The organism is uncultured Capnocytophaga sp., assembly GCF_963525585.1.
Classification (GTDB): domain Bacteria; phylum Bacteroidota; class Bacteroidia; order Flavobacteriales; family Flavobacteriaceae; genus Capnocytophaga.
In genome coordinates this window covers 13,732-38,384 of sequence record NZ_CAURLX010000017.1, presented here as the reverse complement: position 1 = coordinate 38,384, position 24,653 = coordinate 13,732, and the positions used below count along the sequence as shown (strand labels likewise).

Genomic DNA, 24,653 nt, shown 5'->3' with positions numbered 1-24,653 from the left:
CATAGGTGTAAGCCAGCCTTGGGGTCAGGTCAATCATTCCCTGAAAACAATCACAGGAAGGTGGATACCTCCTTGGCGGAGTAATAGCAAGACTATCACTCTGAGCAAACCCCATATAAGAGCAAAGAGTAAAGAAGAGGACAAACAAATTTCTCATAAAATCAGCTTTAAAAATACACTTCCTATAACGCGACAAATATAACTAATTTTCCTCAAAAAGTAGAATTTCTTACGACTTTATTGCTATATTTATTTTTTTGACTACCTTTGCAAAAAAATAAAAATCAATGAGTACCATTGTAGCTATTGTAGGACGCCCGAATGTAGGCAAATCCACTTTTTTCAACCGTCTTGTTCAGCGCCGTGAAGCTATCGTAGATAGCATCAGTGGGGTGACCCGCGACCGCCATTATGGGAAAACCGACTGGAGCGGACATGATTTCTCGGTGATTGATACAGGAGGTTATGTAGCAGGAGGCGATGATGTGTTCCAGAAAGAAATAGATAAGCAGGTGAATCTGGCTATAGAAGAGGCTGATGCTATCATCTTTTTAGTAGATGTGGAAAGCGGTATTATGGGCACCGATGAGGAGATTGCCCAGCTTTTGCGCCGTAGCAAAAAACCTACATTCCTTGCCGTAAACAAAGTAGATAATACGAAGCGGGCTATGGATGCCAATGAGTTCTATGCCTTGGGGTTTGAAGAGATTTTTCCTATCTCCAGTGTCAATGGTAGTGGTACCGGCGAACTCTTGGATGCCGTGGTCAAAGTGCTCCCTGAGGAGGAAAAAGTGGAGGAAGTAACCCTCCCTCGTTTTGCGGTAGTGGGGCGCCCCAATGCAGGGAAATCGTCCTTTATCAATGCCCTTATCGGGGAGGAACGCTATATTGTTACCGATATAGCGGGTACTACTCGCGATGCGATTGACACTCGTTATAATCGTTTTGGATTTGAGTTTAATCTCGTGGATACCGCTGGTATTCGCCGTAAGGCAAAGGTCAAAGAGGATTTGGAGTTCTACTCGGTGATGCGTTCAGTACGCGCTATAGAACACTCCGATGTATGCCTACTCTTGGTAGACGCTACCCGTGGTTTCGAGGGACAAGATGCTAATATCTTCTGGCTGGCACAGCGTAATAAGAAAGGTGTGGTTATCTTAGTCAACAAATGGGACTTAGTAGAAAAAGACACTCATACCACCAAGCACTTTGAGGAGGGGATTCGCAAGATTATCGCCCCTTTTACCGATGTGCCTATTATCTTTATCTCTGCCCTTACCAAACAACGTATCTACAAAGCGATAGAAAAAGCAGTAGAGGTGTATAAAAATCGTAGCCAGCGTATCAAAACTTCTGTGCTCAATGAATATATGCTCCCCATCATCGAGGCTACTCCTCCACCGGCTACGAAAGGAAAATATATCAAGATCAAGTATTGTATGCAATTGCCTACCGACCTGCCTCAGTTTGTCTTTTTTGCGAACCTCCCCCAATATATCAAGGATCCTTACCGCCGATTTGTAGAGAACAAGCTCCGTGAGAAATTCAATTTTGAAGGCGTACCTTTGGATATTTTCTTTAGGGAAAAGTAGGGAATTTTTGAGTTTTAAAGCAAAAAGATAACAATCTCTAGAATATAGATACTTTAATTTTTAAACTATGAATAATACTGTACAGATAACTTTCAATAATGATATAGAGCGTTCTATCTTTGAAACGCTTTTTAAGAAGTTCAAAATAAAAATGACCGTAGTCTCTCAAGAGAAAACAACAAAAGCATATGGAGAAACTACTGCTAAAAAAATCAAAAAAGCACGAGAGGAAAAAGAGAAAGGGTTACTCACTACCATAACTCCTGATAACTTATGGACACAAGCGAAATAGAATTATTTTCCATACAAATATCTCAGGATGGTTTAGAGGATCTAAAGATTATCAATAAGTCAGGTACTCCAGCTGTAAAAAAGAAAATAGAAAGAATTATTCAGGAACTTCAAATAACCCCTGAAAAAGGAGTAGGCGCTCCTGAGCAACTTAAAGGAAAAGAAGGACAAGTATGGAGTAGGACACTAAATAAAAAAGACCGAATTGTCTATGAAGTAATAGAAGATGAAAAAATGGTCATCATCTCTCAATTTTTAGGTCATTACGAGGATAAATAATCTCCCGTTCTAAAAATCCCTTTTTATTATTACAACAAAAAGGGAAAGTAACTATTGAGGAACTTCAACTTAAGCAAAGATACTCAAAATGATTAAATTCGTAGTTCCTATACTTACTTTTGACAAAGAGCAAACGATTGATTTCTATAGTAAGTTGGGCTTTGTGGTTGTTTCCAAAGATTTGTTGCTTAGAGAGCCTCTTATCTACCTACACCTCTATGAGAGCACCCTTGAAAGTGTTGCTCGTAGAAAGGAAGGCGATGCATTAGACTTGCTATTTTCTATACAAGTAGAAGAGATTGCTTCTATAAAGCAACAACTTCTGACCAATAATATTCCTATAGAAAATGACTATGATATCCCTGTGGGAGAATATCTGTATATAAGAGATCCTAATGGGTATAGAATATGTCTCTATGAACTATTTGTCCCCTAATAAGCAAGATGAATACTTTAGAAGCCAAGAGAGAAGCATTAGCTAAAGAAAGGATAGAAACCAAATACAAATCTCACAAAGATTGTACCTTTATAGAGGTTGTTGCTGCGGATAAGCTACAAGAGTTCTATGATTTTATCTCAAAACATATACGCTATACGGAAGAGGATTACCAAAAATACAATGATAGATATTGTATAGGAGAAAAGTATGACAAATATAGTATCAGAAACTGGATTATTGAGAAGATAACAAAGCAAACAAAGCCTTCTGACATTATTATATTACCTTTTTTAGACTTTGGTATCTGCATAGAACTCCTTAGGGTAGAGGCTTTTTTTGAATCGGAATTGGATGAAAAGATATGCCAACATATAGGTTTGGATATTGGATATATCAACCTATCACAGCAAATACTACATTATTTCTCCGATGAAGAGTATTTTGTTTTCGAATATTATGAAAGACTATAAAATATGCCCCTTACAAAAGAAGCATTTGGTAAACACATCAGCCTATGAAACTATCTGAAATAGAGACCGCTGACCTTCCTGTGAGAGAAATGACCATAACTGACAGTCAGATAACTATTCTCTATGACGAGGTATATCATATCCCCACCCAAAGTTATACGAAGAATATCCAAATAACTATTACAAATTGGCGCGAACTCTTGGTAAAAATATTCCTTTCTCCTGCTCCTTATATCAAACCCACTGAAGTGATTTGTGAAGGAGCACAACGAGAAGTTTTCGACCTTATACAAGAAATTACTTTTTTAGACAACACATTGATTTTAAAAGGAATCAGCAAAGAAAACAAATACTGGATGGAGTACTATATCACAGAGGGGCAATGGGTATTACTATAGATATACCACTTTTTTTGTCTCAAAAAAATCCTCTTCAAAGACCTCAGAAAGGTTATAAACAGTAGCAGAAGGGAAAGCCGCTAATTCCTCGGTAAGATCGCCCCCTTTTAGGTAGAGAATCCCTCGCTTATCGCCCTTATGGGTTACAGGCTTGAGCAGATGCTTGGTGAGCTTATAGAAGTCGGCCATTTGAGTCACAGCACGGCTTACGATATAGTCATATTGCCCTTCAAGAGTCTCTACGCGTGCTTGTTGGGAAGTAACATTGGTAAGACCTAAAGCAGTAGCTACTTCCTGCAGCACCTTTATCTTCTTACCTATAGAATCTACTAAGTGGAAAGACACCTCTGGATAGAGAATCGCCAATGGAATCCCAGGAAAACCGCCCCCTGTACCCATATCTAAAACCTTTAGTCCTTCCGAAAGAGGATGTATCTTGGCTATTCCCAAAGAGTGTAATAGATGATGAAGGACAAAATGCTCCATATCCTTGCGGGAAATCACATTGATACGCGCATTCCACTCCTCATATAGGCTTACTGCCTGAGTGTATTGAGCAATTTGGGTAGGGGTAAGAGTAGGAAAATACTTGAGCAACAACTCCATAAAGACAAGTCCTTAGAAAGGTCAAAAGTAGCATAATATTTCCAATCCTACAAATTTTCAAGAAAGATTTTAAAAATATTTGTACATTCCAAAAAATAATAGTACCTTTGCCCCGCTTTCTTGTATGGAAGCTTCACAAAACTAAAAGCAAGTAATTATTTAATTTAAGATATTAATATTCAATCCGATGAAAAGAACATTTCAACCTTCCAAGAGAAAAAGAAGAAATAAACACGGTTTCAGAGAACGTATGGCCACGGCAAACGGGCGTAAAGTATTGGCACGTCGTAGAGCTAAAGGAAGAAAAAAACTTACTGTTTCCTCTGAACCAAGACATAAGAAATAATGTTTATAACTTTCTGTAAAAAGTAAGGTGCCGTCTTAAGAGAGATAGCACCTTTTTTACTTTGTTCTTTTTTCGTTTTTGAACTCTAATTTTCTTTTATTCTATGAAAACTATTGCAGAAATCCGTCGTGATTTCCCTATCTTAGAGCGAAAGATAGGGGGAAATCCCTTAGTATATTTTGACAATGGCGCCACTTCTCAAAAGCCTCAACAGGTCATTGATAGCATTGTCCATTTTTACACTACCTACAATGCCAATATCCATCGTGGAGTACATACCCTCAGCCAAGAGGCTACTGAAGCCTATGAAGTGGCTCGTCAGAAACTCCAAAAGCACATCAACGCAGCCAAGTCCTACGAGGTGATTTTCACCAGTGGCACCACCGAAGGAATCAACTTAGTGGCTACTTGTCTCACATCTTTTCTAAAGGCGGGTGATGAAATCTTGGTACTGACCACTGAGCACCATAGCAATATTGTCCCTTGGCAGCTACTTGCCGAGCATACAGGCGCAGTGGTTCGTCCTATCCCTGTAGATAAGGAAGGTATGATCCTTATGGAGGACTTCAAGGCTATGCTTTCTGAACGTACCAAGGTAGTGAGCTGTCAGCACGTGTCCAACGCCTTGGGCAATGTACATCCAGTCAAAGAAATCATTGCTTTAGCCCATAGCGTAGGGGCTGTAACCCTTATAGATGGCGCACAGAGTTGCCCGCACTTTGCCATTGATGTACAGGATTTAGATGCAGACTTCTATGTGGCTTCAGGACATAAGATGTACGCCCCTACAGGTATCGGCTTTCTTTATGGAAAGGAAGAATGGCTCCAGAAACTCCCCCCTTATAAGGGCGGGGGAGATATGATCAAGACCGTCTGCTTTGAAGGAACAACCTATGCCGACCTTCCCTATAAGTTAGAAGCAGGTACCCCTAACATCTGTGGAGGGATAGCATATGGAGTAGCTATCGACTATATGCACTCCTTAGGTATGGCTGATATTGCCCATCACGAACATACCTTACTGAAATATGCTCACGAACAAATCCGCGCTTTAGGAGGTATCACTATCTATGGAACAAATGATTTAGAGCGTAAGGCAGGGGTTATCTCCTTCAATGTAGAGGGAGCGCACCCTTATGATGTAGGAACCCTCCTTGACCAAATGGGTATCGCTGTACGTACAGGACACCATTGTGCCCAACCTGTAATGGATTTTTATCATATTCCAGGGACTATAAGAGCTAGTTTTGCTGTTTATAATACCTTAGAAGAAGTAGATAGACTCGTTTCAGGACTCAAGAAAGCTATAAAAATGCTTCTTTAGACATATGTATTTCATTGACAATCAAACAATAAAAAAATAATTGAAAAAATAATCGATTTTTGCTTGTCAATTCAAAAAATAGTTGTACCTTTGCACTGTCCTAAAAAACACACGCGGGTGTGGTGAAATTGGTAGACACGCCAGACTTAGGATCTGGTGCCGTGAGGTGTGTAGGTTCGAGTCCTATCACCCGCACTAAGCTCTCAGATAAGTTCTGAGAGCTTTTTTACACTACTGAAATTTCATATGTTAGCATCTTTCCAAAATCATCTCCAGCAAAATTTTCCTTTTCTCTGGCAAAAAAAGATTATCCTTGCCATTAGTGGGGGTATTGATAGTGTCGTTCTGGCACACCTGCTCCACAAGCTACATATCCCTTTTCTTATGGCTCATTGTAATTTTCAATTGAGAGGCGAGGAAAGCGAAGGAGACCAGCACTTTGTACAAGCTTTAGCCAAAATACTCTCCTCTCCTATAGAAATAAAACGTTTTGCCACAAAAGAATACGGGAAATTACACGGACTCAATACTCAGCTTGCTGCTCGTATCCTCCGTTATGAGTGGTTTGAGGCGCTACGCCAAGAGAATGGCTATGACTACATTCTCACCGCTCACCAAGCCAATGACTCTTGGGAGACTTTTTTAATCAATACCTCTCGGGGGACAGGACTGAAAGGACTTTTAGGAATTCCTGCTCAAAACGAAGCTATCCTACGCCCTTTACTCCCTTTCTCAAGGGAAGAGATTCTTGCTTTTGCCACAGAAAACCATATTATTTGGCGAGAAGATAGCTCCAATGGCTCTGATGCTTATACGCGCAACAAGATTAGGCATCACCTCTCCCCTCTCCTACCTGAGGTTCACCCTCATTTTTTTCAGAATTTTGAAAAAACACAATCGCTCCTCCAGCTTACTTATGCTTTTCTACAAGAACAATTAAATTTGTATCGAAAAGAGTGCTTTATAATGGGATCCCCTATTACTTTTCTAATAGAACGCCTTAGGGAACACCCTCACAGACACTTTCTATTACACGAACTGCTTTCTCCTTATGGCTTTGAGATTGATATTTTGGAACGATTTTTGCAAGCCTCCACAGGAAAAGAAATCTCCTCAAACTCATACAGATTGTTATCCAATAGAGGGGTATGGCTCCTAATACCCAAGGAACCTACCAATTCAGAGGAAATTTTCTATATACACAAGAGCGATACAGGAATCTCTTTTCCTATCAACCTTAGTATAAGTAGAGGAATTTCTATGGAAGAATTAGGTGCTAATAGTATTTCTCTTGATGAGGATAAAATTCAGTTCCCTCTGTGCCTACGTAAGCGTAGAGAAGGTGATAGCTTCTCTCCCAAAGGAATGAATGGGAGAAAGAAAACACTAAGCAAATACTTTAAAGATGAAAAATATTCCCTTTATGACAAGGAAAACCAATGGATTCTGACAGATTACACAAATCAAATCCTATGGGTGGTGGGTAGGCGTTCTGATGAACGTTTTTCCGCCACTGAACAGACCCTTAACACACTTACCCTTTCTATAATTTAACTAATTTATATATACAAAATGAAAGATTTACTTCTTATTCCTTCCCTTATTCTTGCTTTTATTGCTTGCAGTGGTGAAAAACTGTCCGATACTCTTGACAAAAAAACCATAATAGAACAAACAAGAGACAAATACCCTATTGAACACCCTAAAACGTTCCAAAAGATAACACTCCCTACCCAACTGAGATATTATTATCAATCTATTGATTTTAACAAAAATGGAGAAGCTCTAAAAGAAGATTTAGCTGTACTCACCATTTCTAAACATAGTAGAATCCTCAGTTATAACGAAAGACACCCTCACTTAGAGAAAGCAAATGCTGATACTCAAAAAACAGGAAATGTAATCCTCGTTTATACAGGAGAATCACGAGCAAAAACAAATGTTCAAAAACGTAATAACACTAATGGTGATATTAATACAGAACACATCTATCCTCAAAGCCACCTAAGGAAACTCTCTGACAATTATATTCCTATCGGAGACCTTCATCACCTACACTATATAGACCGTGGGGTGAACTCTTCTCGGGGGAACCTCCCCTTTACAGAAGGGAAAGGAGTGGCGGAACACGCCCTTAAGGGGAAGGCTTGGTATCCTTCTGATGAATTCAAGGGGGATGTAGCCCGAATGCTTATGTATATGTATCTTCGGTATAACCTACCTTGGCATAATGTAACTACTGAGGGGCTTGGGCTTCTCTTGAAATGGAATGCGGAAGACAAGGTATCCTCCCTAGAGTTACAACGTAACAATGTTATTGAGGAAGCACAAGGAAATCGCAATCCTTTCATAGATAATCCTTATTTGGCTACCAAAATTTTTGGAGAAGTAAAAGGCTACCCCGCTCAAAACACTTGGAAATAGCTCTCCCATTTAGGATAAGAAATTCCTGCTAAAAAACAATAATGAACCGAATAAACCCTGATAAAGTTACCTCTGCCAATTATCTTTCCTCTCTGTGTGAGAGGATTTATACAGCGTTTTTTCGTTCTGAAGATGATAAACTTTTAAAATCTTTTGAAAGAGAAATATGGATGGTGGGTTCCGAAGTATTGGAAGTATTCAAGAAGACCCCAAGAATTAGCCTTTCTGAGGATTTATTACAGGAAATTTTACATATCATTAACCAGAAGAAGTATGGAAGAGGACGAGAAAGTTTTGTAATGCTTCTCCGCTATTTCAAGAACAAACCTCAGGTGGAATATTGCTTATCTGCCCTATTAGAGGAACCTATTCTCTATGGTTTTGCTATTGGTGAGTTACAAAAGTTAAAATTATTTTCTTATCTGGTTAAAGTTCAAGATATTTTGGCTAATGAAAAGAAAAGTTGGATAAGGCAAGCCGCTAAGAAATACATTGAGAAAGCTACTAAGCTCCCTTAAAAATGAACTACTTATGTATCAAGAACTTTTAAAGGTAAAAGGAGATTCCCTCTGCCTTACTGATAAGAATATCACCAATATCAGTGATGATTGGGCTTTACCTCCTTCCTATCTTAACTTTGCACAAGAATTGGGCTTTGGTCGTCTTATGGAGCTCTTCTTAACTTATATCCCTAAGGGGAAAGATAATCCCTATTGTGACAGTTTGGAGAACCAAAATAGCTACTGGAAAGATATTTTCCAGCAATATAAAGGTTTATCCCTCTTCAAAAAAGAAGAAAACTTAGCTCTTCTCTTGAATGCGGAGCCTTTTATGGCAAGTGAAAATGGTGAAATTGTCTTTTGGGACATCAGATACCCCAAAAAAGGAGAATATCCGATTTATCTGGTTCATTTTCCTGTAGGAATATACTTTGCAGGCTATCATTTTCAAGAATTTATTACTAATCTTACCGATGAAACTACTTACAAATCCATATTAAAATTCCATCAAGAACCTCTATCCCCTACCTTTGAGCCACTTACATTTGTAGGTTACTAAGTATTATTTTTTGATACAGAAAAAACACACAATTTATTAATAATCAGAATATTACAAAAAATATATTGAAAATAGTGTAAAAAATGGAAACTTTTTTTGTTTATTAAGTTTTTTATATTACCTTTGCACCCTGAAAGAGAAATCCCAAGAAGAGTTTGCTTAACATTTTTTCACAACTCTGTAAGGGTATAAATAATATAATAAACAAAGACAAATGAAAAAAGTATTCACTTTAGTAGCTGTACTTGCCATAGGTGGACTAATGGCATACAAATTGTATTCCAATAAAGAAAAAAATGCACAGGAAGTAGCTATCGTTGCTCAAAAAGAGGCACAAGTAGCCGTAAGAGTTGCACAAGTATCGCAAGAAAATGTATCCGAGCTTTTTTCTGCTAACGGAACTTTTGTGGCAGAGCAAGACCTAAATGTATCTTCTGAAGTAGGAGGACAGATTACCAAAATATTTGTAAAAGAAGGTGATTTTGTACGTGCAGGACAGGTGTTAGCTACCACTAAAGCAGATCGTACCAATGTACAGCTAGACAATGCTAAGGCTGTCCTAGAGAACGCTAAAGCAGACCTTAAGCGTTTCGAAAGTGCTTACCAAACAGGAGGTGTTACAGCTCAACAACTCGAACAAGCACGCCTACAAGTGAAAAATGCACAAGCCAATTACAATTCTGCGGCGATCATATCAGGAGATACTTCTGTGAAAAGTAAAATTAATGGAATTATCTCTAGCAAAGAAGTAGAGGAAGGAACCCTTGTAGGAGCCGGACAAACGCTCTTTAACGTGGTAAATATAGACCAATTAAAGCTGAAAGTTACTGTGGATGAAGCACAAGTAAGTAGGCTAAAAGTAGGAGAAACTGTTAAAGTAAAACCTAGCTCTTCCAGCGAAGAAGTAGAAGGAAAAATCACTTTCATCTCTCCCAAGTCCAATGGATCTTTAAAGTTCCCTGTGGAAATCCTTCTTGCCAACAAAGAAAGAAAACTGAAAGCTGGAATGTATGCTTCTGTAGCTTTCTCTTCCAATACACAAGAGCAACCAACACTTATTGTCCCACACGCTGCTTTTGTAGGAAGTGTTAACCAAAATAAAATCTTCAAAATAGAAAAACAAACAAATGCAAAGGGGGAACAAGTACCTGTTGCTACTCTTATTACAGTGAAGAGTGGACGTAATTTTGGGGATAAAGTAGAAATCTTAAGTGGGCTTTCCCTAGGTGATGAAGTTGTCATCAGTGGACAAATTAACCTAGACAATGGTACTCCTATCAAAGTAGTTCAATAGCTATTATCTATACCTACTTATAATCAAAATCCATTGCGTAAGGGATAATCCTTTACGCAATTCCTTTCGTAATAAGCCTTAGAATATGCTAGAACGCAAGATTATTCATATTGATATGGATGCTTTCTTCGCCTCTGTAGAACAGCTTGATAATCCCTATCTTCGAGGGAAGCCCATTGCTGTAGGAGGAGGAGAAGCCCGAGGGGTAGTATGTGCAGCAAGCTATGAGGCTCGTCATTATGGGGTCAGAAGTGCTATGGCTGGTAAAATTGCCAAAGAACTCTGCCCTCATATCATTTTCATAAAACCACGTTTTGACCGTTATAGGGAAATTTCTCTTCTTATACGTGAAATTTTCTTTGAATATACTGATTTGGTTGAAACGCTCTCCCTAGATGAAGCCTACCTAGATGTTACAACCAATAAGAAGAATATGCGGTCAGCTACCCTTATTGCTCAGCAAATCCGACAAAGAATACTCGAACGGACAGGGCTTACCGCCTCTGCAGGAATCTCTGTAAATAAATTTGTTGCCAAAATTGCCAGTGACTATAACAAACCTAACGGACAGAAAACAGTTCCTCCCGATGAGGTACTCTCTTTCCTAGAAAATCTAGACATCAAGAAATTTTACGGGATAGGCAAGGTTACTACCCAAAAAATGCACCAAAAAGGTATCTTCACGGGAGCTGACCTCCGTGCTAAAAGCCTCGAAGAATTACAAACCTTTTTTGGTAATAGTGGCACTTATTTCTATCAAATAGCCCGAGGAATACACTTAAGTCCCGTACAACCTTTTCGCCTGACCAAATCCATTGGTGTAGAACATACCTTTGAAGAGGATATTTCTAATAAAAATGATATGCTAGCTCCTCTTAAAGAACTCTGTGAAGAAGTGATCCTCCGACTTGAGAAGAAAAAATTACTCGCCAAGACTATTACTTTAAAAATCAAATATCGAGATTTCAAACTCCAAACTCGCAGTCGTACTCTTAATGAGTTTGTAGGGAAAAGTTCTGTTATTTATCCTGTTATTCAAGACTTACTCTATCAAGAAGAACTTCGGGAATCGGTAAGGCTCCTGGGAGTTACCTTAAGTAATTTCAATCATCCTAAAGAAAAGAGTTCTCAGCCCAAATGGGTACAATTAAGCTTTGATTTCCCCCTATGGGAAGAATACCCTGTACGGTAATTTATTTTTTCTTAAAAAACGATTTATAAAAATATTTTTTAGTATTTTTGCCCTTTATTTGGATTCTTATGGCAAATCAAGAAGAAATTTTCAAGAAAGTAATTGCCCACGCTAAAGAATATGGGTATATTTTCCCTTCAAGTGAAATCTATGATGGGCTTAGTGCTGTATATGATTATGCTCAGAATGGGGTAGAACTTAAGAAGAATATCCGTGAATATTGGTGGAAAGCAATGGTTCAACTCAATGAGAATATTGTTGGGATAGATGCAGCTATCTTTATGCATCCTACCACGTGGAAAGCCTCTGGACACGTAGATGCTTTCAATGACCCCCTTATTGACAACAAAGATTCTAAAAAACGCTATCGTGCCGATACTTTAGTGGAGGATTATGTGGCGAAAATAGAGGAAAAAATAGAAAAAGAGGTTGCTAAAGCCCAAAAACGCTTTGGAGAAGCTTTCAATAAAGAACAATTCCTTTCTACCAACCCTAAAGTAATTGAATACAAGGAAAAAGCAGAAGCCATTTTACACCGCCTAGGTAAATCTCTTGAAAAAGAGGATTTAGCCGATGTAAAAGCTCTTATTGAGGAATTGGAAATCGTATGTCCTATTTCTGGTTCTAAAAATTGGACAGAAGTAAAACAGTTCAACCTGATGTTCGGCACCAAGCTCGGGGCTACCTCTGAAGGGGCTATGGATTTGTATTTACGCCCAGAGACTGCACAGGGTATCTTCGTTAATTTCTCCAATGTTCAGAAGACCGGACGTATGAAGATTCCTTTTGGGATTGCCCAGACAGGAAAAGCTTTCCGTAATGAGATTGTAGCCCGTCAGTTCATCTTCCGTATGCGTGAGTTCGAACAAATGGAAATGCAGTTCTTCATCAAACCCGGAACTCAACAGGAATGGTATGAACATTGGAAAAAGGCTCGCTTAGCTTGGCATCTTTCCTTAGGATTAGGAGAAGAAAACTACCGATTCCATCCTCACGAAAAATTAGCTCACTATGCTGATGCTGCTTGTGATATAGAATTCCGTTTCCCATTTGGGTTCAAGGAATTGGAGGGTATCCACTCTCGTACTGATTTTGACTTAGGTAACCACGAGAAATATTCAGGAAAAAAACTACAATACTTTGATCCTGAAGAAAATAGAAGTTATGTTCCTTATGTATTAGAAACATCTGTAGGGCTTGACCGCTTATTCCTAGCTATCTTCTCTCATAGCCTACAAGAGGAAACCCTTGAAGGAGGAGAAACACGTACAGTACTGCGCTTACCTTTTGTATTGGCTCCTACCAAAGTAGCTATATTACCTCTGCTTAAGAAGGATGAATTACCTGAGCTTGCTCTGGAAATCTTCAATGATTTAAAATATGATTTTACAGTTACTTACGATGAGAAAGATGCCATAGGTCGTCGTTATCGTAGGCAAGATGCTGTGGGAACGCCTTTCTGTATCACGATAGATCATCAGTCTAAAGAAGATGGTACTGTAACCATACGTCACCGTGACACAATGGAACAGCAAAGACTTCCTATAAGCTCTCTAAAAGACTTCCTTCTTAAAGAAGTAGATATGAATCAATGGCTTAGAAAGCTTCAAAAATAATCCTCTCACGCCTCTCTTCTCAAAGAAGGAACAAGGATTATAATATATGAGTAAGACCGGTAAAAGCTCGTTGTAAGGCGAGCGAACCGTGTTCTATAAAGACATCGGCTATGGCTACGATTTTTATCGGAAGGTTATAGCCTTTTTCTTTAGCAAAAACAACTATGCTCTCTCCAAAGCCTCCTATCTTACATCCTTCTTCTACGGTGATAATGGCTTCATATTGGCTCATTATATGGTGTAATAATTCCTCATCCAAGGGCTTAATCCAGCGCATATCATAGTGAGCAAAATCCTCCGCCTGTGGATGCTGGATTATCTCTTGAGCAACCTCATCAGCGATAGTGCCTACTGAGAGCACGGCATAGCGGGTACCTTCCCTGAGTTGTACCCCCTTTTTTTGTATTTTTTCAAAAGGCAACTGCCAAGAAGTCAGCTCTCCATACCCTCGTGGATAGCGTATTGCCAGAGCCCTATCATATTCTGGAAGCTGAGCTGTATATAGAATATTACGTAGCTCTATCTCATTACGAGGAGCAAAAATTTCTATATGAGGAATACACCTCAAATAAGCAATATCGAATACCCCTTGATGGGTGGCTCCATCCTCCCCTACCAGTCCAGCTCGGTCAATACAGAAAATGACCTTAAGTTCCTGCAAGGCAACATCGTGAATCAGTTGGTCATAACCTCTTTGCAAGAAAGTCGAGTAAATCACCAAAAAGGGAAGAAGCCCCTGAGTAGCTAGCCCTGCAGCAAAAGTAACAGCGTGCTCCTCTGCTATACCCACATCAAAGGTTCGGGTGGGAAATTTCTCCTGCATATAATGGAGCGAACTCCCTGTAACCATAGCCGGCGTAATACCTATAATCGCCTCGTTTGCCTCCGCCAATTCACAGAGAGTACAACCAAAAACATCTTGAAACTTCGTTTGTTGTAGTTGCTTAGGCTGGAGCATCCCTGTAGCTGGGTCGAACTTACCTGGGGCGTGAAAAAGGGTTTGTCGCTCCTCTGCTTTTGGATAGCCCTTGCCTTTGGTGGTGCGTATATGTATGAGCTGTACTCCGAAGAAATCCCTTGCCTCACTCAGTACAGGGAGTAACTCCTCAAAGGAATGTCCGTCATAACTACCCAGATACTCTATTTGTAGATTAGTGAAAAAACTTCCTTTATCAGTACCCTTAGCCAATTTTTCTAAGTAATACCGAAAAGCCCCTGTGGAAGGATCTATCCCTATCTGGTTATCGTTGAGTATCACAAGCATATTCACCTTGCTATCTCCCAGCTGATTCAGTGCCTCAAAAGCCATTCCATTGACAAAAGAAGCGTCTCCAATGACCGCCACGTGCTTACGCAGAAAATTTTCCTGAAGAACAGCCGCTGTAGCCATTCCTAAAACCGCAGAGAGCGATGTACCTGCGTGTCCTGTACCAAAAGGGTCATATTCACTCTCCTTACGCTTAGGAAAGCCTGAAAGTCCGCCCCATTGGCGATTGGTAGCAAAGCGTTCGCGCCTGCCTGTAAGGAGCTTATGTGGATAAGCTTGGTGCCCCACATCAAAGACCAAGATATCTTCAGGGGTATTGAAAACATAGTGCAGGGCAATGGTCAGCTCCACCACCCCTAATCCAGCTCCCAAATGTCCTTCTTTCGTAGCCACCTCATTTACAATAAAATAGCGCAACTCCCCCGCTAGTTGCTTAAGCTCAGCGAGAGAAAAATGACGGATATCCGCAGGAGCATATATTTGTTCAAGTAAAGTCATTCTTCTATTATAAGGAACTTAAATAATCCTGTAGGATAAGGGTCGCACTAATCCTATCCAAGAGGGCTTTGTCCTGTCGTTTTTTCTTTTTGGTACCGCTCTCCACAAGGATATGAGAGGCTATTTTGGAGGTAAAGCGCTCATCATAGCGGGAGACGGGAATCTCAGGGAGCTTCTCTTGGAGTTTTTCGATAAAAGGAGCAATAGCCACTTCACTCTCAGAGAGTTCGCCAGAGACCTGCTTGGGCAAGCCTACAATGATGCGCTCCACAGGTTCTGCTTGGCAGTACTTCTGTAAGAAATCCAGCAATTGGGGTGTCTCAACCGTCGCCAGTGCCGAGGCAATCAGTTTGAGCTCATCTGTTACCGCGATACCACAACGCTTGGTACCATAGTCTATAGCAAGTATTCGCATTTTTGTGTTCTTAATTTTGAGTTTTGAGTTGTTTCCTTTTCATTCTTGACTTGCCACCGTCCACACATATCCTTCCCCAAAAAAGCTCTGCACTTGATACACTTTATCCCCTTCAGGGTGAGTGACGAGGGCTTGTTGGTGGGGAGCAAGAGGCTCAAAATGGGGTACTTGCAAATCCTCATAGAAGCGTACCGAGGATAGGTCAGTAACCTTATAGAGTGCTTCCTTAATTGTCCATAGTTGCGTATAGGCTTGTATCTGGGTAAGCTCGTCCATATCGTGAGGTGCTTGCCAAGGGGTAAAGCGCGGAGCAAGACGAAGGATGCGAGGGGTACAGCGTTCTATATCTATCCCTATAGGTCGCAAACTTAAGGCAATCATCACAAAATCGTGGCTGTGAGAGATAGAGATATATTGCCCATCCAACAGAGGCTTGCCCTCAGAGGTATAGTAAAGAGCTTTAGTAGGCAATTGTGCTTCTTGCAATAGGTGACGAATGGCTAAGAACTCTCGTTGTTTTTTCTCGCTGTGGAGAGTACAGAGTCGCTCTTCCTCTCCTTGAGAGAGGGTGAGACCCACCTTAAGTTGAGCTACCGTCTCTGTGAGTTGCCATATATAAATATGAGCGTCTTGGATATCTATCTGCTGAAAAAAAGGCATCTACTGAGTGATTAAGGCGGTGATAAACTGATAATCGTCTTCGTTATTGACAAAATCCATATAGGACACATCTATAAAAAGGGTGTGTAACGAGGGATTACGCTCTAAAAAGGACAAATAACTCTGCTCAATACGCTCCAAATAGTCTTTTGAGATAGGCAATTCAAAACTTCTACCTCTTTTTTGTATGTTTTTAAGCAAGATATCCGGCTGTTGGTGAAGGTAAATGTACAAATCAGGCTTTATCATTCTCTCAAAAAGCAGGAGAAACAGTTCCTCATAGAGGGTATATTCCTTGAAAGGAAGTGTTTCTTGGGCAAAAATAAGTGATTTGAAAAAAGCATAATCGGCTACCAAGAGGGGGTACTCAGTTTGAGTAAGGGTCTGCTGGAGTTGCTTGTAACGCTCCTTGAGGAAGTTCAGTTCTGTAGCCAAGGCATATTGCTTTGGTGCCTTATAAAAATCCTCCAAGAAAGGATTGGTAGCAAACTCCTCCAATAACAATTGCCCTGAGAAATTCTTTGCCAAACGAGTAGCCAAGGAGGTTTTTCCTGCCCCTATATTACCCTCTACCGTAATATAGTGATAAGGGATATTTGCCTTCCTTACAGGGAGAACAAACGTCTGCTTTACCAAGGTAAGAATAGCTGTATCGGGGCAAGCTTGTAGGAGCGCAGTGATAGTTTGCTTCTTTACTGGATCTGCAAAGTCAGGGGCTATATCGGCTAAGGGTTGTAGGACAAAGCGCCTTAATGCCAACTGAGGATGGGGCACGCAGAGCGTATCGGTCTGTACGACCCTATCACCATAGTAGAGGATATCAATATCCAAAGTACGTGCCTTATAGCCCTCAGAGGGTGTAGCAGTACGTACCCTGCCCAAGCGAGCTTCTATGGTATGGAGCTTAGGCAGAAGCGTCTCCAAAGGTAGGTCGGTATGGAGCTCTGCACATATATTATAGAAAGGTGTGGAGCTAAACCCCCAAGCAGGGGACTCGTACAAAGGGGATACCCTCACCACCTCACCTACTTCACGATGAAGCAGGAAAAGAGCGTGCTGGAGGTACTGCGCACGGTTACCAAGATTACTACCTAAAGAAAGAAAAAGCATTTTTAAACTATATGGTTAATAACAAATTTCTGTATTTCCTCAAAGAATGGAAGAAACTCCGCTTCAAAAAGAGATTCGTCAGCTTGTAAGGAGGCTGTTGCATATTGCATCTGGGAGCGAAATTCGGTGCGTCTATCCATCTGATAGAGAATTTGTGCAAGTCCTGAATAGGATTGATAGGCTTTGAGCCAATTATCTTGTATCATATAGCGAGCAATCGTTTGGGTTTGTGGGTTTAGCACCTCCTTTTTCTCCTGCAAAAGTGTATAAAAGCGGTTAATATAGCTATCCAAATCCTCTGAAGAGAATTTTTCCCAATGCTTGGTTAAGAAATAATCATAGAAAATATCTGTAATCACCCCTGCATAATGCCCATAAATGGGTACCAACCGCCTTTTGCTCTCACGAAAAAGCGGATGTGAATCGGTGAATGTATCTATCTGCCTGTGTAAGAGAATCCCACATTGTACCCGCTCTGGATAATTCAAATATTGCTTGCCTCGTACGGTATCTCCCATAAAGTTCCCAAGCTTCAGCTGGTCATCCTCCTCTCCAGACAAGAAAATATGTGCTAGGAAATTCATTGGCTACAAAAGTAAGGATTTTTTCTGTTATAACAAAGCTTTTTTACAAATTTCTATTCACAGAATGAATCTACTCCAAAAGAAAAAAATAAGATAAATCTTTTTTCTTTTGCAAAAATATACTACCTTTGGCGTTTGTTTGTTACCTATGAGAACTGTAACCATTCTAGGAGGAGGAAACCTAGCTTATCATTTAGCACAGGTGCTTTCCAAGAGTTCCCATTACAGCCTTGTACAGCTGTATAACAGAAGCCCTCTGAGCAGTCATTTTTCAACGATTAACACTCAGAAGATAGCACATTTGGAAGACTTACTCCCTGTGGATATTTACCTCCTTTGTGTAAAAGACGAAGCTATTGCTGAGCTCTCTACTCGCCTCCCTTTTGAAGGGCGATTGGTTGTACATACCTCCGGTAGTATGCCTCTGAATACCCTTAGTGAGAGGCAACGAAGAGGAGTTTTCTATCCTCTGCAGTCTTTTTCCAAGGAACAAGCTGTTGCTTTTGAGCAAGTACCTTTTTGCTTAGAGGCTGAATATCCAGAGGACTATCCTTTGTTGGTCGAGCTGGCTAAGGAGTTCTCTCCTAAGTATTATTCTTTGGATAGCCAGCAAAGGCAATACTTACACTTAGGTGCTGTAATGCTTAATAATTTCACCAATCACCTTTGGTTCCTAAGCGAACAGCTCTGCAAGCGAGAAAGGATTCCTTTTGACCTCCTACGCCCTTTACTGGAGGAAACTTATCTCAAGGCTCAAGAGCTACCTTTCTTTGAGGCACAAACAGGCCCTGCTAAGCGTGGAGATAGAGCTGTTATTGAGAAACATCTATCTCTTTTACAAGGAATAGAAAAAGAAATTTACAAAAACATATCTACTTCTATATTAAATACTTATGGAAAATAAAAATTACAAAGAACTCTTAAAGGACATCACTACCTTTATCTTTGATATTGATGGCGTAATGACAGGTTGTCAGGTATTGGTTACCAATGATGGAGACCTATTGCGATCAATGAATGTTAAGGATGGTTATGCCATCAAGCAAGCGATTCTACAAGGCTATAGGGTTGCTATTATTACAGGAGGAAGAAACGAAGGTACTCGACTACGATTCAACGAATTAGGTGTTACCGACATCTATATGGCAAATCACCTTAAAGTAGAGCCTCTTGCTCATTATATGACCAAATATGGAATTAAAGCTGAGGAAATCCTCTATATGGGTGATGATATTCCGGATGTAGGACCTATGAAACAAGTAGGGCTCCCTACCTGCCCTCAGGATGCTGTCGCTGAGGTAAAAGCTGTAGCTAAGTATATCTCACACCTCAACGGTGGGGAAGGTTGTGTAAGGGAAGTTATAGAGCAAGTGCTAAAAGTACAGGGAAAATGGGTGACTGAACTTACAGAAAGGTTAAATGTCTCAAAAATAATGCCTAATGATTAACTATAACGGAGAAATACAACAGACATCCCCTGCTCTATCTGCTAAAAATCGCGGATTCCTCTATGGAGATGGCGTTTTTGAACTTGTCAAATATGTAGAAGGGACTATCTTTTTCTGGGAAGAGCACTACCTAAGACTAATGGCTACAATGCGTATTGCTCGAATGGAAATTCCTAGTAACTTCACGCTGGAATTTCTAGAGGCTGAAATTATTAAAACTATACAAGCTAATTCTCTTGCTTCCAAAGCCTTATGGGTTCGTATCACTATCACCCGAAAGGGAGGAATAAGCCTTACTCCTGAGGAAAATGAGATAGATTATTGCATTGATATAGAAGGTATTACTAACTTATTTTACCAAAACCTCAAGATTCCTTATGAAGTAGAGCTTTTCAAGGACTATTATACCCAAGCTGACCTATTAGGAACTCTGAATATTACCGGACGGATGCTACAGATTGTAGGAAGTGTTTTTGCTAGAGAAAATGACTACCAAAACTGTATCCTACTCAATACTCATAAGAATGCCGTAAGCTTCCTAGATGGGAACCTATTCTTAGTTCAGGGAGAACAGATTCTCACTCCTCCCCTATCTGAAGGGGCTCCCAATGGAATCACACGGAAAAAGCTCATTGAAGCCATTCAAAAAACTAGTGATTTTTCCCTTGAGGAAAGACCTATTTCTCCTTTTGAACTACAGAAAGCCGATGAGCTCTTCCTTACCAATACCAAGCAAGGAATACAATCGGTGAGTAAGTATAGAAAAAAAGAATATAACAATATCGTGGCTACCAATTTATTAGGAAAGCTCAATACCCTAACTCGCTTAGGATAAGCAATATACACATATTTTAAAGATGAAGCAAAGATATTTCTTCCCTCTCTTATTTCTGGCTATCCTTCTCTGGGTGGCTTGTGCCAGAATAGGAGCTCCTACAGGGGGAGCTGAGGACAAAACTCCTCCAAAAGTACTGAAAACCCTCCCTGCCAATGAGTCTGTACATTTTACAGGGAATCGTATCCGGATTTATTTTGATGAATACATACAACTGAAAGATATTCGTAAGCAGCTGATTATCTCTCCTCCTATGGAGTATTTTCCTGAAATTACCCCTTCAGGAAACGCCGCCAAATATATAGATATCAGGATTTTGGACACCCTCAAGCCCAATACTACCTATACCCTTAACTTTGGTAAAAGTATTCAAGATAATAATGAGGGAAACCCTCTGAGCTTCTACACCTATACTTTCTCTACTGGAAGTAGCATTGATTCTCTTACCCTAAAGGGAAGTATTAAGGATGCTCTTGCCCTAAAGCCTGATAACTATGTGAATGTGATGCTCTATGAGAAAAATGAGAAATTCTCTGATTCCATTGTATATAAGCAAAAACCTATGTATGTGGTCAATACGCTGGATAGCTTAACTACTTTTGAATTAACCCACCTTAAGGCAGGATCTTATCTCTTGGTGGCTATGAAGGATAAGGATAATAACTACCTCTTTGACCCTAAAACTGATAAAATAGGCTTCCACAAGCAATCCATAACCATTCCTACAGATAGTACTTTTAAGCTTTCCTTATTCAAGGAAGTGCCTCGTACTGTCGCCTCTCGACCTTTCCAATCCGGACAACAACGTGTCAGCATAGGCTACCAAGGAACTAAAGATAGCTTACAGGTAACGCCTATAGAGCCCTTGCCTAACCATTTTAAATGGGTAGTGGAGAAAGACCCTAAAAAAGATACTCTATGGCTCTGGTTTAAACCTAAAATAGAAGATTCCTTAAAACTAATAGTAAAAAGTAGTAAAATAGATACTTTCAAAATTAATTTTAGGAAAATGAAAGAAGAAAAATGGGAAATTAAGACTTCTCAGAATAGTATCTCCCCCACAGAACAGGAAATTCTATTCTCTTCCAATATCCCTATCGCTTCTTTTGACAAAAAATCTATTCATATCATCAACAAAGATAGCTCTCAGGTAGATTTTTCGGCTAATTTTATACCTAATACTTCTGAAGTATTACTAAAAATCCCTGTTAAAGAAGGAGAAAGGTACAAACTAACTGCTTTAGGTGCTTTTACAAACTTCTATGAACAGAAAAGCGACACCTTACAGGAGAGTTTTACCGCCAAGCGTGTGGAAGATTTTGCTAAACTGAACATTTCTATTAAGGATTCATTGTCCTTTCCTATTATTATAGAACTTACAGACAAAGGAGGTAATAAAGTACTCTACAGTCAGTATGTAGAACAGCCTTCTTCTTCCTATTCTTTTCCTTTTATAAAGGCAGACACCTATTTATTACGAATTATTGAAGACAAAAACAGAAACAAAAAATGGGATACAGGGAATTTTTTACTAAAAAAGCAACCTGAGAACATCCGTTATTTCGCTAAAGAAATAGAATTACGTGCCAATTGGGAAATAGAACAAGAAATCACCTTTGAAAATCCATAAATTCCTTAGAATAATGAAAAAATACACTCAAGAATTCGCTTATAACCTCCGCTTAGCTACCCCTATCATTCTCTCTATGCTAGGACACACACTTGTAGGAGTGATTGATACGGCTATGGTAGGCAAGGTAGGTACCTTGGAGCTGGCTGCAGCTTCCTTAGGTAATAGCTATATATTCTTACTGATGTCCTTTGGAATTGGTTTTTCCACTGTAATTACCACCCTTACCGCCGAATCGGTAAAAAAGCATAATACAGCCGAGACCCAGTCTATCCTCTCTCATGGGCTCCTTACCCATACCCTGTTGGGTATCCTTATCTTTGCAGGGCTTTTCCTCTCCGAACCTCTGATGCGCTACACCCAGCAGAAGGAAGAAGTCATTGCCTTGGCGGTACCTTATGTACATTTGGTAGCAGTTTCTATCATTCCAATGATGTTCTTTCAGGCACTCAAGCAATTTGCAGATGGCTTTTCCATTACCCAATATTCGCTCTATGTAACTATAGTTGCCAACCTGCTTAATATTTTCCTAAATTACCTCTTTATCTATGGTAGTTGGGGTTGCCCTCGTATGGGGGTATTAGGGGCTGCTGTAGGAACCTTAGCCTCCCGTGTAGTGATGCCTATCTTGCTTTGGCTAATCCTCTACAAGGATACCCGTTTGACCCAATATATGACCAAGCTTATGCCCAAAATAGACAGAGAGATGATACGCAAATTCCTCCATATAGGCGTTCCTTCAGGTCTTCAGGTAGTCTTTGAAGCAGGGGTATTTATTGCCGCCACTTGGCTCAGCGGGGTATTGGGAGAAATCTACCAAGCTGCTAACCAAATTGCGCTGAGTATAGCTTCCCTTACCTTTATGATTGCCAATGGTATGAGCGTAGTGGCGATGATACGCGTAGGAAACTACAAGGGCTTGGAGGATTATATCTCTTTGCGCCGTGTGGCTATTTCTATTTTTCTTTTTATCTTACTGACTCAAGTCATTCTGGGTGGAATGATAGGTTTGTTACGCTACCTGTTGCCTGAACTATTTTTGGACACTGAGAAGCTTAGTACCGCTACAAACATAGGCTTAGTGATAGAAGAATCGGCACAACTGTTACTAATTGCTGCCCTCTTCCAAATCGTAGATGGAATCCAAACAGTTGCTTTGGGGGCACTACGTGGGTTACAAGATGCCAAAGTACCTATGATACTCTCTTTTATATCCTATTGGATTATAGCTTTCCCTATTTGCTATTACTTAGGACTACATACTCCACTGAAGACCACCGGTATCTGGATAGGACTCCTTATAGGGCTGGCTTTTTCGGCATTGCTACAAACTGTCCGCTTTTTGTTACTCTCAGGCAGACTTGTAAGAAATAATTCAAACTAAAAACTAAGAACAAATCAACAATTATGGCTTCATTTCCTAAATTTTTGCTCGGTGATAATACCGATTATCCCGATGCTATTTTCATTATTCACACAGAATTCCCACGCTTTATCCTTAACCTTGCTAATGATGAAGTAGAATGGCTAGAGGAATTCGACAAAGAGGACGAAGAAGAGTTAGCCTCCTCTGCTGAAAGCCTCATTGAGGAAGCTACGGCTTTCTATGACCGAGAAATAAGTCGTTATGAATAATCTTATTGATTTCCTAGATAGGCTTGACCAAGAGCTGATTCTCTTTCTCAATGGATTAGGGACTCCTTTTTGGGATGGATTTTGGTTATTCATTACCAACAAATGGAGTGCCATTCCTTTGTACGCCTTATTGTGTTGGTTATGTTATAAAAGGCATAGTTTAAAGCAGTTCCTTGTGATAATGGTATGCATTGCCCTAATGATTACCCTCACAGATCAGCTTTCTAATCTTTTCAAAGTACAATTCCATAGGTTACGCCCGTGCCATAATCCACTGATTAATGGACAACTTCGCTTTAGCCGTTGTGGCGGACAATTTGGTTATTTTTCAGCTCACGCAGCCAATACTTTTGCACTAGCTTGCTTTCTCGGTAATCTCTTTAAGCCATTTTATCCCAAACTATTAGGCTGGTTACTTTTATGGGCAAGTGTGGTTTCTTACAGTCGGCTTTACTTGGGAGTACATTACCCCTTTGATATCCTCACAGGGCTATGTATTGGACTCCTTTTGGGATGGGGTATGTATGTACTCTACCGAAAGCTTAGAGTTCCCTAATGACTTCTGTAAGGGGGAGCCTATTCTTAGGATTCAGTGTAGGCTGGTTTTTATCCTCTGGATCACGGTAGCCTATAGCAACCGCAAAGAGTGTATGATATCCTTGATCTGGTAGGTATTTATCATATTCTTCCTTAAGGATTCCTTCCATTGGAGTGGAATCTATCCCCATAGAAGCACAAGCTGTAAGGAAATAGCCCAGCGCCACATATACCTGATGTGCTAGCCAAGAAGCTACATATGCCTCTCCTTGAGGCTTCATATGTTGCTGATAAAAAGCATAGCCCGATGGTGAGATGTATTGGCTCCTTTTTTCTTCAAAAAGAGCTGGGCTCATCACCCTGAAAATCACCAAATGGCTGGCTTGCTTTACTCGCTGTTCGTTCATAAGCGATAGCTTGGCAAGAGACTCATTTTTCAATTTCTCATCGCTTACAAAGAGAAACTGCCAAGGCTGGCTATTGATAGAAGAAGGAGATAAGCGGAGTATTTCCTTAAGCGCTTCAATGGTCTCTTTTTCTATACGTTTATCTTGATAGGACTTAGTTGTATAACGGGTAGTAGCTAATTCTAAAAAATCCATTTTTTATTATTTTATATAAGTTCTTTTATTGAAAATTCCTAAATTTGGAGAGGCAAAGATAACAAAATTAATCTAAAAAATATATTTTTTGAAATGATTTTA

At 40.0% G+C, this 24,653-nt stretch carries 29 protein-coding genes and 1 tRNA gene; 23 read left to right on the top strand and 7 right to left on the bottom strand.

Going from position 1 to position 24,653, the window contains the following annotated elements; translation table 11 throughout:
• The first annotated feature begins 287 nt into the window (after positions 1 to 287).
• From der to RYK20_RS05800, 6 genes are all read left to right on the top strand, one after another.
• Positions 288 to 1,592, top strand: coding sequence for a ribosome biogenesis GTPase Der (der, locus tag RYK20_RS05825; RefSeq protein WP_314894747.1), 1,305 nt, complete (start codon positions 288 to 290; stop codon positions 1,590 to 1,592).
• A gap of 67 nt (positions 1,593 to 1,659) precedes the next feature.
• On the top strand, positions 1,660 to 1,884 hold the full coding sequence (locus RYK20_RS05820; RefSeq protein ID WP_314894746.1) for a hypothetical protein: 225 nt from the start codon (positions 1,660 to 1,662) through the stop codon (positions 1,882 to 1,884).
• Positions 1,866 to 2,162 carry a Txe/YoeB family addiction module toxin gene (locus RYK20_RS05815; RefSeq protein WP_314894745.1) on the top strand — a complete coding sequence of 99 codons (297 nt, stop codon included), beginning with the start codon at positions 1,866 to 1,868 and terminating at the stop codon, positions 2,160 to 2,162. Before RYK20_RS05820 ends, RYK20_RS05815 begins: the two co-directional genes overlap by 19 nt.
• Before the next feature lie 88 nt (positions 2,163 to 2,250).
• Positions 2,251 to 2,598, top strand: a complete 348-nt coding sequence (locus RYK20_RS05810) for a hypothetical protein (RefSeq protein ID WP_314894744.1) — start codon at positions 2,251 to 2,253, stop codon at positions 2,596 to 2,598.
• Between the two features lie 8 nt (positions 2,599 to 2,606).
• Positions 2,607 to 3,071 (top strand): hypothetical protein, encoded by a 465-nt coding sequence (locus RYK20_RS05805; RefSeq protein ID WP_314894743.1) that lies wholly within the window; start codon positions 2,607 to 2,609, stop codon positions 3,069 to 3,071.
• A gap of 44 nt (positions 3,072 to 3,115) precedes the next feature.
• The gene (locus RYK20_RS05800; protein WP_314894742.1) at positions 3,116 to 3,469 is read left to right on the top strand and encodes a hypothetical protein; all 354 of its coding nucleotides are present in this window, start codon (positions 3,116 to 3,118) and stop codon (positions 3,467 to 3,469) included.
• On the opposite strand, the gene rsmG is transcribed toward RYK20_RS05800, so the two are convergent.
• On the bottom strand, positions 3,464 to 4,075 hold the full coding sequence (gene rsmG / locus RYK20_RS05795) for a 16S rRNA (guanine(527)-N(7))-methyltransferase RsmG (RefSeq protein WP_314894741.1): 612 nt from the start codon (positions 4,073 to 4,075) through the stop codon (positions 3,464 to 3,466). The genes RYK20_RS05800 and rsmG overlap by 6 nt on opposite strands.
• A gap of 187 nt (positions 4,076 to 4,262) precedes the next feature.
• On the opposite strand from rsmG, the gene rpmH reads away from it, so the two are divergent.
• The 10 genes from rpmH to RYK20_RS05745 all read left to right on the top strand — a co-directional run bounded on the left by rpmH (position 4,263) and on the right by RYK20_RS05745 (position 13,330).
• Positions 4,263 to 4,421 carry a 50S ribosomal protein L34 gene (gene rpmH, locus RYK20_RS05790; RefSeq protein ID WP_002669412.1) on the top strand — a complete coding sequence of 53 codons (159 nt, stop codon included), beginning with the start codon at positions 4,263 to 4,265 and terminating at the stop codon, positions 4,419 to 4,421.
• Between the two features lie 103 nt (positions 4,422 to 4,524).
• On the top strand, positions 4,525 to 5,745 hold the full coding sequence (locus RYK20_RS05785; RefSeq protein ID WP_314894740.1) for a cysteine desulfurase: 1,221 nt from the start codon (positions 4,525 to 4,527) through the stop codon (positions 5,743 to 5,745).
• A 113-nt stretch (positions 5,746 to 5,858) separates the two neighbouring features.
• Positions 5,859 to 5,940 (top strand) — tRNA-Leu (locus RYK20_RS05780).
• Between the two features lie 51 nt (positions 5,941 to 5,991).
• The gene (gene tilS / locus RYK20_RS05775) at positions 5,992 to 7,299 is read left to right on the top strand and encodes a tRNA lysidine(34) synthetase TilS (RefSeq protein WP_314894739.1); all 1,308 of its coding nucleotides are present in this window, start codon (positions 5,992 to 5,994) and stop codon (positions 7,297 to 7,299) included.
• A gap of 18 nt (positions 7,300 to 7,317) precedes the next feature.
• The gene (locus tag RYK20_RS05770; protein ID WP_314894738.1) at positions 7,318 to 8,169 is read left to right on the top strand and encodes an endonuclease; all 852 of its coding nucleotides are present in this window, start codon (positions 7,318 to 7,320) and stop codon (positions 8,167 to 8,169) included.
• Between the two features lie 41 nt (positions 8,170 to 8,210).
• Positions 8,211 to 8,687 (top strand): hypothetical protein, encoded by a 477-nt coding sequence (locus RYK20_RS05765; protein ID WP_314894737.1) that lies wholly within the window; start codon positions 8,211 to 8,213, stop codon positions 8,685 to 8,687.
• 13 nt (positions 8,688 to 8,700) lie between these two features.
• Positions 8,701 to 9,228 carry a hypothetical protein gene (locus RYK20_RS05760; RefSeq protein WP_314894736.1) on the top strand — a complete coding sequence of 176 codons (528 nt, stop codon included), beginning with the start codon at positions 8,701 to 8,703 and terminating at the stop codon, positions 9,226 to 9,228.
• Between the two features lie 214 nt (positions 9,229 to 9,442).
• Positions 9,443 to 10,522, top strand: coding sequence for an efflux RND transporter periplasmic adaptor subunit (locus tag RYK20_RS05755; RefSeq protein ID WP_314894735.1), 1,080 nt, complete (start codon positions 9,443 to 9,445; stop codon positions 10,520 to 10,522).
• An 85-nt stretch (positions 10,523 to 10,607) separates the two neighbouring features.
• Positions 10,608 to 11,714, top strand: coding sequence for a DNA polymerase IV (gene dinB, locus RYK20_RS05750; RefSeq protein ID WP_314894734.1), 1,107 nt, complete (start codon positions 10,608 to 10,610; stop codon positions 11,712 to 11,714).
• 68 nt (positions 11,715 to 11,782) lie between these two features.
• Entirely contained in the window at positions 11,783 to 13,330 is a 1,548-nt protein-coding gene (locus RYK20_RS05745) for a glycine--tRNA ligase (RefSeq protein ID WP_314894733.1), read from the top strand.
• Between the two features lie 37 nt (positions 13,331 to 13,367).
• On the opposite strand, the gene RYK20_RS05740 is transcribed toward RYK20_RS05745, so the two are convergent.
• Genes RYK20_RS05740 through RYK20_RS05720 form a run of 5 tightly spaced genes read right to left on the bottom strand, consistent with a single transcriptional unit; the run spans position 13,368 to position 17,864 of the window.
• On the bottom strand, positions 13,368 to 15,095 hold the full coding sequence (locus tag RYK20_RS05740; RefSeq protein WP_314894732.1) for a 1-deoxy-D-xylulose-5-phosphate synthase: 1,728 nt from the start codon (positions 15,093 to 15,095) through the stop codon (positions 13,368 to 13,370).
• A 7-nt stretch (positions 15,096 to 15,102) separates the two neighbouring features.
• The gene (ruvX, locus tag RYK20_RS05735) at positions 15,103 to 15,510 is read right to left on the bottom strand and encodes a Holliday junction resolvase RuvX (RefSeq protein WP_314894731.1); all 408 of its coding nucleotides are present in this window, start codon (positions 15,508 to 15,510) and stop codon (positions 15,103 to 15,105) included.
• A gap of 39 nt (positions 15,511 to 15,549) precedes the next feature.
• Positions 15,550 to 16,170, bottom strand: a complete 621-nt coding sequence (locus RYK20_RS05730) for a 4'-phosphopantetheinyl transferase superfamily protein (protein ID WP_314894730.1) — start codon at positions 16,168 to 16,170, stop codon at positions 15,550 to 15,552.
• Positions 16,171 to 17,280, bottom strand: a complete 1,110-nt coding sequence (gene folK, locus RYK20_RS05725) for a 2-amino-4-hydroxy-6-hydroxymethyldihydropteridine diphosphokinase (RefSeq protein WP_314894729.1) — start codon at positions 17,278 to 17,280, stop codon at positions 16,171 to 16,173.
• 2 nt (positions 17,281 to 17,282) lie between these two features.
• Positions 17,283 to 17,864 (bottom strand): ACP phosphodiesterase, encoded by a 582-nt coding sequence (locus RYK20_RS05720; RefSeq protein ID WP_311456892.1) that lies wholly within the window; start codon positions 17,862 to 17,864, stop codon positions 17,283 to 17,285.
• A 148-nt stretch (positions 17,865 to 18,012) separates the two neighbouring features.
• Here RYK20_RS05720 and RYK20_RS05715 point away from each other — a divergent pair, with 148 nt between their 5' ends.
• Genes RYK20_RS05715 through RYK20_RS05685 form a run of 7 tightly spaced genes read left to right on the top strand, consistent with a single transcriptional unit; the run spans position 18,013 to position 23,968 of the window.
• On the top strand, positions 18,013 to 18,768 hold the full coding sequence (locus RYK20_RS05715) for a DUF2520 domain-containing protein (protein WP_314894728.1): 756 nt from the start codon (positions 18,013 to 18,015) through the stop codon (positions 18,766 to 18,768).
• A complete protein-coding gene (locus RYK20_RS05710; protein ID WP_297978906.1) occupies positions 18,758 to 19,312 on the top strand; it encodes an HAD family hydrolase in 555 nt (184 codons plus the stop codon). The genes RYK20_RS05715 and RYK20_RS05710 overlap by 11 nt, the downstream gene beginning before the upstream one ends.
• The gene (locus RYK20_RS05705; protein WP_297978907.1) at positions 19,305 to 20,147 is read left to right on the top strand and encodes an aminotransferase class IV; all 843 of its coding nucleotides are present in this window, start codon (positions 19,305 to 19,307) and stop codon (positions 20,145 to 20,147) included. Before RYK20_RS05710 ends, RYK20_RS05705 begins: the two co-directional genes overlap by 8 nt.
• A gap of 22 nt (positions 20,148 to 20,169) precedes the next feature.
• Positions 20,170 to 21,777 carry an Ig-like domain-containing protein gene (locus RYK20_RS05700; RefSeq protein WP_314894727.1) on the top strand — a complete coding sequence of 536 codons (1,608 nt, stop codon included), beginning with the start codon at positions 20,170 to 20,172 and terminating at the stop codon, positions 21,775 to 21,777.
• A 13-nt stretch (positions 21,778 to 21,790) separates the two neighbouring features.
• On the top strand, positions 21,791 to 23,161 hold the full coding sequence (locus tag RYK20_RS05695; protein WP_314894726.1) for an MATE family efflux transporter: 1,371 nt from the start codon (positions 21,791 to 21,793) through the stop codon (positions 23,159 to 23,161).
• Between the two features lie 23 nt (positions 23,162 to 23,184).
• The gene (locus RYK20_RS05690) at positions 23,185 to 23,412 is read left to right on the top strand and encodes a hypothetical protein (RefSeq protein ID WP_311456896.1); all 228 of its coding nucleotides are present in this window, start codon (positions 23,185 to 23,187) and stop codon (positions 23,410 to 23,412) included.
• Entirely contained in the window at positions 23,405 to 23,968 is a 564-nt protein-coding gene (locus RYK20_RS05685) for a phosphatase PAP2 family protein (RefSeq protein ID WP_311456897.1), read from the top strand. Before RYK20_RS05690 ends, RYK20_RS05685 begins: the two co-directional genes overlap by 8 nt.
• On the opposite strand, the gene RYK20_RS05680 is transcribed toward RYK20_RS05685, so the two are convergent.
• Entirely contained in the window at positions 23,955 to 24,551 is a 597-nt protein-coding gene (locus RYK20_RS05680) for a nitroreductase family protein (RefSeq protein WP_314894725.1), read from the bottom strand. The two genes, RYK20_RS05685 and RYK20_RS05680, sit on opposite strands and share 14 nt — an antisense overlap.
• Between the last annotated feature and the right edge of the window lie 102 nt (positions 24,552 to 24,653).

Bases quoted from the DNA above. Each gene is read 5' to 3' on its own strand.
- RYK20_RS05695 (WP_314894726.1), top strand. From the start codon at position 21,791: ATGAAAAAATACACTCAAGAATTCGCTTATAACCTCCGCTTAGCTACC.
- RYK20_RS05765 (WP_314894737.1), top strand. From the start codon at position 8,211: ATGAACCGAATAAACCCTGATAAAGTTACCTCTGCCAATTATCTTTCC.
- rsmG (WP_314894741.1), bottom strand. From the start codon at position 4,075: ATGGAGTTGTTGCTCAAGTATTTTCCTACTCTTACCCCTACCCAAATT.
- RYK20_RS05740 (WP_314894732.1), bottom strand. From the start codon at position 15,095: ATGACTTTACTTGAACAAATATATGCTCCTGCGGATATCCGTCATTTT.
- RYK20_RS05760 (WP_314894736.1), top strand. From the start codon at position 8,701: ATGTATCAAGAACTTTTAAAGGTAAAAGGAGATTCCCTCTGCCTTACT.
- RYK20_RS05730 (WP_314894730.1), bottom strand. From the start codon at position 16,170: ATGCCTTTTTTTCAGCAGATAGATATCCAAGACGCTCATATTTATATA.
- RYK20_RS05705 (WP_297978907.1), top strand. From the start codon at position 19,305: ATGATTAACTATAACGGAGAAATACAACAGACATCCCCTGCTCTATCT.
- RYK20_RS05815 (WP_314894745.1), top strand. From the start codon at position 1,866: ATGGACACAAGCGAAATAGAATTATTTTCCATACAAATATCTCAGGAT.
- RYK20_RS05785 (WP_314894740.1), top strand. From the start codon at position 4,525: ATGAAAACTATTGCAGAAATCCGTCGTGATTTCCCTATCTTAGAGCGA.
- RYK20_RS05810 (WP_314894744.1), top strand. From the start codon at position 2,251: ATGATTAAATTCGTAGTTCCTATACTTACTTTTGACAAAGAGCAAACG.
- RYK20_RS05745 (WP_314894733.1), top strand. From the start codon at position 11,783: ATGGCAAATCAAGAAGAAATTTTCAAGAAAGTAATTGCCCACGCTAAA.
- RYK20_RS05820 (WP_314894746.1), top strand. From the start codon at position 1,660: ATGAATAATACTGTACAGATAACTTTCAATAATGATATAGAGCGTTCT.
- RYK20_RS05715 (WP_314894728.1), top strand. From the start codon at position 18,013: ATGAGAACTGTAACCATTCTAGGAGGAGGAAACCTAGCTTATCATTTA.
- RYK20_RS05720 (WP_311456892.1), bottom strand. From the start codon at position 17,864: ATGAATTTCCTAGCACATATTTTCTTGTCTGGAGAGGAGGATGACCAG.
- RYK20_RS05700 (WP_314894727.1), top strand. From the start codon at position 20,170: ATGAAGCAAAGATATTTCTTCCCTCTCTTATTTCTGGCTATCCTTCTC.
- RYK20_RS05755 (WP_314894735.1), top strand. From the start codon at position 9,443: ATGAAAAAAGTATTCACTTTAGTAGCTGTACTTGCCATAGGTGGACTA.
- folK (WP_314894729.1), bottom strand. From the start codon at position 17,280: ATGCTTTTTCTTTCTTTAGGTAGTAATCTTGGTAACCGTGCGCAGTAC.
- RYK20_RS05710 (WP_297978906.1), top strand. From the start codon at position 18,758: ATGGAAAATAAAAATTACAAAGAACTCTTAAAGGACATCACTACCTTT.
- RYK20_RS05800 (WP_314894742.1), top strand. From the start codon at position 3,116: ATGAAACTATCTGAAATAGAGACCGCTGACCTTCCTGTGAGAGAAATG.
- RYK20_RS05685 (WP_311456897.1), top strand. From the start codon at position 23,405: ATGAATAATCTTATTGATTTCCTAGATAGGCTTGACCAAGAGCTGATT.
- der (WP_314894747.1), top strand. From the start codon at position 288: ATGAGTACCATTGTAGCTATTGTAGGACGCCCGAATGTAGGCAAATCC.
- RYK20_RS05680 (WP_314894725.1), bottom strand. From the start codon at position 24,551: ATGGATTTTTTAGAATTAGCTACTACCCGTTATACAACTAAGTCCTAT.
- RYK20_RS05690 (WP_311456896.1), top strand. From the start codon at position 23,185: ATGGCTTCATTTCCTAAATTTTTGCTCGGTGATAATACCGATTATCCC.
- dinB (WP_314894734.1), top strand. From the start codon at position 10,608: ATGCTAGAACGCAAGATTATTCATATTGATATGGATGCTTTCTTCGCC.
- RYK20_RS05805 (WP_314894743.1), top strand. From the start codon at position 2,607: ATGAATACTTTAGAAGCCAAGAGAGAAGCATTAGCTAAAGAAAGGATA.
- tilS (WP_314894739.1), top strand. From the start codon at position 5,992: ATGTTAGCATCTTTCCAAAATCATCTCCAGCAAAATTTTCCTTTTCTC.
- rpmH (WP_002669412.1), top strand. From the start codon at position 4,263: ATGAAAAGAACATTTCAACCTTCCAAGAGAAAAAGAAGAAATAAACAC.
- ruvX (WP_314894731.1), bottom strand. From the start codon at position 15,510: ATGCGAATACTTGCTATAGACTATGGTACCAAGCGTTGTGGTATCGCG.
- RYK20_RS05770 (WP_314894738.1), top strand. From the start codon at position 7,318: ATGAAAGATTTACTTCTTATTCCTTCCCTTATTCTTGCTTTTATTGCT.